Origin of the sequence: Jatrophihabitans sp. (assembly GCF_036389215.1) — a bacterium.
Classification (GTDB): Bacteria; Actinomycetota; Actinomycetes; order Mycobacteriales; family Jatrophihabitantaceae; genus Jatrophihabitans_A.
The window spans coordinates 1-6,760 of record NZ_DASVQG010000316.1; the positions used below are offsets into that span (position 1 = coordinate 1).

Here is a 6,760-nt window from a genome sequence, read left to right on the forward strand (position 1 = left end):
GGGTGCTGCTGGAGGCCGACCCGTCCGGCGGTGACGCGGTGTTGCGGCTGCGGACACCGGAGGGACAGCTGCTCCCGCTGCTGTCCGGGCTGCGGGGGTTGGCGGTCGACGCGCGGAGCGGGAATCTGCCGGCGTCGCTGCTGAGCTATGCGCATCAGACGAGCTTGGGGGTGCCGGTCATTCCGGCTACCGACATGCGGACCGAGGACTTCGCGCTGATCGCGCGGCAGTGGCCGGCGGTCGCCGCGGCGGTGGACCGGTGGCCTGGTGCGGTGATCGCCGATCTCGGGCGGTTGCAGGAGGACAGCTCGGCTGGACCGGTCGCTGCGGCGTCGAGGATCGTGCTGCTCATTGCCCGATGCACTCCGGAAGGGCTTTATCACCTGCGGGAGCGGGCCGGCGCGCTCGTCGCCCGCCTCGGTCAGGGCGTCCACGGCCGGTCGCCCTTGGCGGTGGCGATCATCTGCTCGGCTCGGCAGCGCTCGACCCGGCTCCGCGAGGTGAAGGAGCTCTTGGCGGCTGAGGCGTCGACGTCGACGATCCCGGTGGCCGGTTGGATTGCTGAGGACGAGCGCAGCGTGCAGGCATTGCGGGACGGGCAGCTGACGAAAAAGCTTCTTGGTGGCGACCTTCTTGCGTCGGCGCGCGAGCTCACCCAGACGCTGGTGGCCTGGTGGCCGCCGACCGATCCCGCCACTGCTCAAGCTCCTCCGTCGCAGGCTCCCATTGCGCAGGCCACACGCGGCGGCCCGCGGATGGATGTGGGCGGGTGGTCGCAGTGAGCGATCTGCTGGATTACACGCTGATCCGCAAGCTGCAGGGCCGGGTCGCGGACGCGCAGCTGGCGGACCGGCGCGAGCTGCAGGCGTCCGGGCGGCCCGTCCGTTCGCCGGCGGATGAGCAGCAGCAGGCGCAGAGCATCATCCGCCGGGTGGTGTCTCAGCATCTGCAGGACCTGCTCGGCCGCCGTGAGGAGTTGCCGGCGGATCCGGCGTTCGAGACGCGGCTGCGGGCGGCGATCTTCAGCGCGATCTACGGCGCGGGGGAGTTGCAGGAGCTGCTGGACAACGAGCTGGTGGAGAACATCGACATCAACGGCTGCGACCAGACCTGGGTCACCTACGCCGGCGGGGTCAAGGAGCTGTGGCGGCCGGTCGCGGCCACCGATGAGGACCTGATCAGCATTGTGCAGAATCTGGGGTCCTACGCGGGGATGAATGCCCGGCCGTTCAGCCCCGCGGCCCCGGAGCTGGACGTGCGGTTGCAGGACGGGTCGCGGCTGTCGGCGGTGATGTCGGCCACGGAGACGCCGTCGGTGAGCATCCGGCGCAACCGCTATCCGCAGATGTTCCTGCGCCCGGATTTGGCTGCGGCCGCGAGCAAGGCGGGCGGCGAGCGGCTGCCGGACTTGGTCAGCCTGGGCACGGTCGATGAGCAGGTGGCCGACTTCCTGTACGCGGTGGTCCGGGCTCGGTGCAACATCGTGGTCGGCGGGGCCACCGACGCCGGCAAGACCACGCTGCTCCGTGCGTTGATCAACTGCATTGACCCGCTGGAGCGGCTGATCACCATCGAGAAGGCGCTGGAGCTAGGCCTGGGGCGTCACCCGGAGCTGCACTCCGACGTACGTGAGATGGAGGAAGTGCTCTCCGATGCCGAAGGCCGGGGCGGGCTGGACATCGCCACGTTGGTGCGCCGGTCGCGGCGGATGAACCCCTCCCGCGTGATCGTCGGAGAGGTGCTCGGCCCGGAGGTTGTCGAGATGCTGTCGGCGATGGCCCAAGGCAATGACGGGTCACTGTCGACCATCCACGCCCGCGACGCCGCCGAGGTGTTCAACCGGATCGCGACCTACGCCGTCCAGAACGCGATGCCCTCCTTCGAGGTCGCCCACTCACTGATGGCCGGCGCGATCGACTTCGTGGTGTTCGTGGAGAAGAACCCGAAGCTGGGTCTGCGGCGCACCGTCACCGAGATCGTCGAGGTCAGCGGGATGATGAACGGCCGGGTCGGCCGATCGGACATCTTCATCCCGTCCCCGCAGGATGGCCGCGCGGTCCGCAACCCCGAGGTGCCGATCGGGCGGATGCCGAAGCTGGCCCGGGCCGGCTACACCGACGGAATGCCGACCTGGGCAGCGGCCACCCAGCAGGGCGGGTGGTGACCGGTGCCTGAACTGAAGGTGCTGTTCGCGGCGCTGCTCGGCGGCGGGATCGGCGCTTCGGTGCTGCTGCTCGTTGTCGCGGTGCGCGGAACGGTTACGGACCCGACCCGGCCGCCGAACCGCATCCGGGTGCTGCTGCACCGGCCGCGGTCGCCGCTGCTGATGCTGCGCCTGACCGGCGGCCTGCTGCTCGGGGTGCTGATCGTCGTGGTGACCCGGTGGCCTGTTGCCGCGGTCGGCCTCGGTGGGCTGGTGGCGTTCTGGCCGGCCCTGATGGGCGGTTCAAAATCCGAGCAGCAGCAGATCGTGCGCCTGGAGGCGGTGGTGACCTGGTGCGAGGCGCTGCGCGACACCACGACCGGGCACGCCGGGCTGGAGCAGGCGATCCCGGCGACCGCGCAGAACGCGGCACCGCCGATCCGCCCGGCGCTGCTGCGGGTTACCGGCCAGCTGCGGTCGAAGGTGCCGCTGGAGCAGGCGTTGCAGGATCTGGCCGAGCAGCTGAACCACTCGGCCGACCTGATCATCGCCGCGCTGCAGATGAACGTCCGCACCCGCGGCGACGGCCTGGTCGGCGTGCTCACCAACCTCGCCGTCGCGGGCCGGGAGGAGCTGGACCTGCGCCGCAAGATCACCGCCAGCCGGGCCGGTGACCGGCGCGCGGTGCAGCTGATGCTCGGCATCGTGCTGGCGGTCGCCACGTTCTTGGTGCTGTTCTCCGACACCTACACCGCCCCGTACCGGTCGGTGGCCGGCCAGGTCGCCCTCGCCGTCGTGATGGGCCTGTTCGCGACCTCCTTCGCCTGGATCCGCAAGCTGGCGTCGGCCAAGCCCGCGACCCCGTTCCTGCCCCGCGCCGGCCAGCAGGTCGATCCGATGGAGCAGCGGATCATCACGGCGCTGACCACCGGACCCGAACCTGCGACGGGTTCTTCGCGGGCCGGTGCCCGATGATCGGAATGGCGGTCGTCGGCGCCGCGTTGGGAGCGGTGCTGTTCTCGCTGATCCTCCAGATCGTGCCGCCCAAGCCCAGCGCTCTCGTCGAACTGGGCCAGTTCTACGCCCACTACCGCGCCCCGGGCCCGGCGGTGGCCCCATCGGCGACCGCGGCCGACGCACAGGGGCGGGTCGGTGCCTGGGCCGGCGCGGAGCTGGCCAAACGCGGCATCCGCTACACCAGCCTGCGGCATGATCTGGCGCTCACCGGCCAGTCCTTCGAGACCCTGATGGGCCGCAAAGTCGTTGCCTCCGTGGCCGGGTTCCTGATCGGGCTGGTGGCGTTGGCGACGTTGCGGTACCTCGCCGGCGTGGGCCTGCCTACCGGGGCGCCCCTGGCTGTAGCCGTGATCGCCGCAGCTGGGCTGTTCGTGGCGCCGGACCTCGACGTCCGGAAGGAGGCCATCAGGCGGCGGGCCGAGTTCACCGAGCAGCTGTCGATCTTCCTCGACCTGGTGTCGCTGAAGATGGCCGGGCACGCGGCCGCCGCAGCCGCGCTACCGGAGGCGGCGCAGCGTGGTGGGGGGTGGCCGATGATGCTGATCCGCGACACCCTGTTCCGGGCGCGGCTGTGCGGGCAGAACGAGTGGGACGCCCTCGGCCAGCTCGGTGAGCGCATCGCGGTGCCGGACCTGCGGGAGCTCGGCGCGCTGATCAAGCTGGTCGCCGATGACGGCGCCCAGGTCCGGGCCACCCTGTCCGCACGCGCCGCCTCGATGCGCAGGGCGCGGCTGGCTGAGGAGGAAGGCAACGCGCAGGAGCGCAACCAGTCGATGCGGCTGGCGCACATGCTCATCGCCGTCGGATTCATGGTCTTCGTGGGCTACCCCGCCTTCGTCAACATCAACTTCTAACTCCCCTACCACCCACACCGCACCCGCGAAGGACCTCACCCCCGAGGAAGGAATGCACCTTGATAGAGCTGCAGCTGGTTGGCGCCTGGGCCGCCGGACGGATCGGCAGGATCCGCGCGGAGTCCGGCGAGGACGCCGGCTTCTCCACCCTGGAATGGGTGGCCATCGCCGGCGTCGTGATCGTCGCCGCGATCGTGGTGGCCACGATCCTGATGAACAAGGCCAAGGACGGCGCGAACAGCGTCAACGTCCAATAAGCAGCATCCCCAACCCCATGAATCCTCAGTCGACGCATCGCGCACGGCCTCCGCGGCGGCGCCGCCTCAAAAGTCATTGCCGCGACAGCGATTCGGGATTCGCCATGCTGGAAGCGGTCATCGTCATCCCGGTGGTGGTTCTTCTGACGATGATCGTGGTGCAGTACGTGATGCTGTACCACGCCCGCAACGTCACCGAGGCCGCCGCCCGGGACGGGCTGCGGGTGGCGCGCGGCTACCAGGGGACCGCCGCGCAAGGTAAGACCGCGGCTGAGCAGTACCTGACCGACGTCGCACCCAGGCTGCTCGTGGCCCGCACCTGCGACGCGCGACGCAGCACCGCCACCGTGGTGATCATCTGCCGCGCCGATGTCGCCTCGGTGGTGCCGTTCGGGTCGTTCTCGGTCACCGAGCAGGCCATCGGCCCGGTCGAAACCTTCGGGACGTGACGGCGATGTTGCGACGTGTCCGCGCAGGTGCCGCCCGGATTGCCGACGACGGCGGGTTCAGCAGCCTGGAACTGGTTCTCATCACACCGTTCCTGCTGGCCTTCGTGCTCCTCGTGGTGGGTTTCGGCCGGGTCACTCACGGGCGGCAGGAAGTCCAGCATGCCGCCGCTGCGGCCGCCCGGGCGGCCTCGCTGGCCGACACACCTGGACAGGCGCAGACCGCGGCGCAGCAAGAGGCGGCCGCGGATCTGGCGCAGGCCGGGATCAGCTGCCAGTCGCCCTCGCCGCCGACGGTCGACACCTCGCAGTTCTACGCCGGCGGACAGGTTCAGGTGACCATCAGTTGCGTCACCAACCTGTCCGACTTGACCGTGGTCGGCTTCCCCGGGCACAAGACGCTGACCGCATCGGCCACCGTGCCGCTGGAGCAGTACCGGCAGTTCGGAGGCGGGGGATGATCCGGCGACCCTTCACCCGCATCCCTCCGGTGCTGCGCGGAAGGCGGGCTCAGTTGCGTGAGCGGGCCGAGGCCGGGTTCGTGTCCCTGTATGTCGTGGTGATCACCGTCGGGCTGCTGGCCATGGCCGGTCTGGTCATCGACGGCGGCAACGCCCTCGCCGCACGGGAGCAGGCCACCGACGTGGCGCAGCAGGCGGCGCGTGCCGGCGCCGACGCGCTGTCGCCTGAGTCTCTGCGGGGAAGCCCGACCGGGCTGACCGCATCGCCGGCGGCCGCGCAGGCAGCAGCCAACCGGATTCTTGATACCGCAGAAGTGACCGGCACGGTCAACGTCGACGGCGCCAACGTCACGGTCACCGTCCTCGTGCACAAGAACACCACGATCCTGTCCGCGTTCGGGGTCGGGCCGATCAAGGGCAAAGCCACCTCGACAGCGACCGCCCTGCACGGCACCACCACCGGAGACTCCTGATGCGCCGTCGCCTGAAGGCGCTCGGCGCCACCCTGGTCCTGCTGGTGCTGGTCATCGGCATCCCGATCGCAATGGCCGCCACCATCGGCAACCCGGTACATGGCTGGGCGGAATTGAAGGTCGGTGACCTGACCGACACGGTCCTCATCGACCTGCTCGCCGTTGTCGTGTGGACGGCGTGGGCGCAGTTCGCGGTCTCGGTGCTCGTCGAGATCGGCGCCGCGGTCAGGCAGGCCCCGATTCCGACCCGTCTCCCGCTCGTGCTGCGACCGTCCCAGCACCTTGCGCACACCCTGGTCGGCGCCGCGCTGCTGTTCGGCACCGCCACCGCGGCGCTGGCCAGCCCGGTGCACGCGCTGGGGGCAGCTTCCGCCCGTCCAGCGGCGGCGGTGGCGGCGGTGCAGGCTCACGGCCAAGCCGCCGGTCCCCGGACCACGAGCGCACAGCAGCAGGCCAGCACCCAGAGCACGCCCCAAACCGGAACCGCGCAGCCACGGACCGTCAGCTACGTCGTACCTGGTGACGGTCGCGGGCCGGACACCTACTGGGATATCGCCGAGGCTCGTCTCGGCGGCGGCGAGCACTGGCAACTGATCTGGGACCTGAACCGCGGCCGCGCCCAATCCGATGGTGAAGTGATGACCAACCCGGGACTGCTCAAGCCCGGCTGGACGGTCCTGCTCCCCGCGTCGGCGTCACCGACCGCTGGCGGTAGCGATGTTGAGGACGTGACCGTGCAGGAAGGCGACACCCTCTCCGGCATCGCCGAGGCGCACAACGTCGCGGACTGGCACCAGATCTGGGAAGCCAGCAAAGGCATGGCCGAGCCGGCCGGCCAGCATCTGACCGACCCCGACCTGATCCAGCCCGGATGGACCGTCAAAATCCCAGCAGCCACGCCAGCCACCCAGCCAAACCCGGCGCAACCATCAACACCAACCCAACAGACACCAAAGACGCCCATCCAACGGGGGCATGCCGAGCCCTCGGCACCCGCCGCACCCCGCCAGGAACAGCACGACAGCCCAGCAGCCAGCACCACCCACGACTCTTCGGAGGCGTCCATGGTGACGTTCGCAGGCGGCGGAGTCCTGCTCGCGGGCGTCTCA

At 70.2% G+C, this 6,760-nt stretch carries 9 protein-coding genes; all 9 read left to right on the forward strand.

Features of this window, described 5'->3' with window-relative positions; all coding sequences use genetic code 11:
• The first annotated feature begins 38 nt into the window (after window positions 1–38).
• Entirely contained in the window at window positions 39–782 is a 744-nt protein-coding gene (locus VF542_RS17985) for a hypothetical protein (RefSeq protein ID WP_408653074.1), read from the forward strand.
• The gene (locus tag VF542_RS17990; protein ID WP_408653075.1) at window positions 779–2,164 is read left to right on the forward strand and encodes a CpaF family protein; all 1,386 of its coding nucleotides are present in this window, start codon (window positions 779–781) and stop codon (window positions 2,162–2,164) included. Before VF542_RS17985 ends, VF542_RS17990 begins: the two co-directional genes overlap by 4 nt.
• Window positions 2,165–2,167: 3 nt before the next feature.
• The gene (locus VF542_RS17995) at window positions 2,168–3,118 is read left to right on the forward strand and encodes a type II secretion system F family protein (protein WP_408653076.1); all 951 of its coding nucleotides are present in this window, start codon (window positions 2,168–2,170) and stop codon (window positions 3,116–3,118) included.
• Window positions 3,115–4,014 (forward strand): type II secretion system protein, encoded by a 900-nt coding sequence (locus tag VF542_RS18000; RefSeq protein WP_408653077.1) that lies wholly within the window; start codon window positions 3,115–3,117, stop codon window positions 4,012–4,014. Before VF542_RS17995 ends, VF542_RS18000 begins: the two co-directional genes overlap by 4 nt.
• Window positions 4,015–4,073: 59 nt before the next feature.
• Entirely contained in the window at window positions 4,074–4,271 is a 198-nt protein-coding gene (locus VF542_RS18005; protein ID WP_408653078.1) for a hypothetical protein, read from the forward strand.
• Between the two features lie 104 nt (window positions 4,272–4,375).
• Complete coding sequence (locus VF542_RS18010) at window positions 4,376–4,720, forward strand: TadE/TadG family type IV pilus assembly protein (protein ID WP_408653079.1); 345 nt, start codon at window positions 4,376–4,378, stop codon at window positions 4,718–4,720.
• Window positions 4,721–4,725: 5 nt separating this feature from the next.
• Complete coding sequence (locus VF542_RS18015; RefSeq protein WP_408653080.1) at window positions 4,726–5,178, forward strand: TadE family protein; 453 nt, start codon at window positions 4,726–4,728, stop codon at window positions 5,176–5,178.
• Window positions 5,175–5,651 carry a Tad domain-containing protein gene (locus VF542_RS18020; RefSeq protein WP_408653081.1) on the forward strand — a complete coding sequence of 159 codons (477 nt, stop codon included), beginning with the start codon at window positions 5,175–5,177 and terminating at the stop codon, window positions 5,649–5,651. The genes VF542_RS18015 and VF542_RS18020 overlap by 4 nt, the downstream gene beginning before the upstream one ends.
• On the forward strand, window positions 5,651–6,760 hold a 1,110-nt coding region (locus tag VF542_RS18025), incomplete at its 3' end, for a LysM peptidoglycan-binding domain-containing protein (RefSeq protein ID WP_408653082.1). The genes VF542_RS18020 and VF542_RS18025, both read left to right, overlap by 1 nt.

Coding starts and splice junctions, on each gene's coding strand:
- VF542_RS18015 (WP_408653080.1), top strand. CDS start 4,726: ATGTTGCGACGTGTCCGCGCAGGTGCCGCCCGGATTGCCGACGACGGC.
- VF542_RS18010 (WP_408653079.1), top strand. CDS start 4,376: ATGCTGGAAGCGGTCATCGTCATCCCGGTGGTGGTTCTTCTGACGATG.
- VF542_RS18020 (WP_408653081.1), top strand. CDS start 5,175: ATGATCCGGCGACCCTTCACCCGCATCCCTCCGGTGCTGCGCGGAAGG.
- VF542_RS18000 (WP_408653077.1), top strand. CDS start 3,115: ATGATCGGAATGGCGGTCGTCGGCGCCGCGTTGGGAGCGGTGCTGTTC.